Annotated in this window: 2 protein-coding genes; one reads left to right on the forward strand and one right to left on the reverse strand. The window is 70.6% G+C overall.

Annotated elements, in window-relative coordinates:
- A partial coding sequence (locus tag ABZT04_RS45915; protein WP_356066690.1) for a beta-L-arabinofuranosidase domain-containing protein occupies window positions 1–1043 on the reverse strand: 1043 nt, incomplete at its 3' end.
- Window positions 1044–1300: 257 nt separating this feature from the next.
- On the opposite strand from ABZT04_RS45915, the gene ABZT04_RS45920 reads away from it, so the two are divergent.
- The coding region (locus ABZT04_RS45920; protein WP_356066692.1) for a LacI family DNA-binding transcriptional regulator at window positions 1301–1652 on the forward strand (352 nt) is incomplete at its 3' end.

The raw sequence follows: 1652 nt of genomic DNA on the forward strand, positions 1-1652 counted from the left end.
GCCGCGCAGGTCTCGCAGTAGGCGCGCTCGTTGGGGAGTTCGTACGGGTCGCCGAAGTCCTCCTCGTCGTGGTGCGCGCCCAGTCCGCCCGTGAGGTGGGTCTTGGTGGCGGTCATCGCCTGCCACAACCGCTCGGCGGTGGACCGCAGTTCGGCGTCCCCCGTCTCGGCGGCCAGGTCGGTGGCGGCGGCCAGCAGGTAGAGCTGGCGTACGGCGTGCCCTTCGACGTCGGTCGCCTCGCGCAGCGGCACGCGGTCCTGGCAGTACGCCTCGCCGCCGAGCAGACCGTGGCCGAAGCGGTCGACGAAGTAGCCCGCCAGATCGAGGTAGCGGCGTTCGCCGGTCTCCCGGTACAGCTCGACCAGGGCGGTCTCGACCTCCGGGTGGCCGTCGATGCCGTCGATGGGCTTGCCGCTCTCGGGGAGACCGAAGACGGAGTCGATGTGGTCGGCGAACTTCCGTGCCACGTCGAGGAGTTCGGGTCGGCCGGTGGCCCGGTGATGGGCGACCGCGGCCTGGATGAGATGGCCCGCGCAGTACAACTCGTGGCCCCAGCGCAGGTCCTTGTAGCGCTCTCCCTCCTTGAGGAGCTGGAACCAGGTGTTCAGGTAGCCGTCGGGCTGCTGGGCGTCCGCCACCAGCGCGACGATCCGCTCCACGTCGTCGGCGAGGCCGCCGCCCTGCTGGCCGTCGGCCCCCGGTGCCCCCTGGGCGAGCTGCCAGGACGCGGCCTCCAGCCATTTGTAGACGTCCGAGTCGACGAACGGGTACGCACCCTGGAACTTGCCCTCGGCCGTGCCCGCCACCACGCGCAGGTTGTGCAGATTCCCCGCCGACTCCAGCAGGCCGGGTCCCTGCGGGACCGAGGTCCGCGCGTTCACCTCGCGACGTGCCTCCCAGAAACCGGCCCGCACTTCGACGGCGGCAGGGGCGAGGGAGTTCGCGGCACCCTCGCCGAGGCGGACCGGACCCGTGGGGGCACCGCCCGTTTCGAGCGCGGTGGAGCACTCGGCAGAGGGAACGGCGGGACGTGTGCGGGGCATGGCTCTCCGAACAGGTGAAGGGAGGCGGATCGAGGGTCCGGCGTGCGGCTGTCGCGTCGCCCGGAAAGCCGACGGGCGGTGCTCCGCCTCGTGGACCCACTTGAGCAAACGATTTTCTGCCCCGAAAGGTAAGGAGGTGACGATCGGCAGTCAAGACATACGACGAAGTATTTTCCGAACCCCACATCGGGACTGGTCAGCAGCTCCGGAGGATGCCAGGATGTGCGCACGACGCCGTCTAGGAAAAGGGTTGCGCAGTGACCGCCGTTTCAGGTTCCCCGGCAAACGGGCGGGCGAAGCTCGCCGACGTCGCCAAGCTGGCCGGCGTCAGCGTCGGCACGGCCTCGAAGGCGCTGAACGGCAGCGGCAGGATGCGGCCGGAGACCCGGCAGCGGGTGCTGGCCGCCGTGGAAACCCTCGACTTCCGGCCCAACCAGTACGCGCAGAGCCTGCACACCGGCCGCACCTGGACCGTCGGGCTGATGACGACCGACGGCATCGGCCGCTTCAGCACCCCCGTGCTCCTCGGCGCCGAGGACGCGCTCGGCGCCGGGAAGATCTCCGTGCTGCTGTGCGACACCCGCGGCGACGCCATCCGCGAACAGCACC

This window comes from Streptomyces sp. NPDC005492 (assembly GCF_040605995.1).
Taxonomy (GTDB): Bacteria; Actinomycetota; Actinomycetes; order Streptomycetales; family Streptomycetaceae; genus Streptomyces.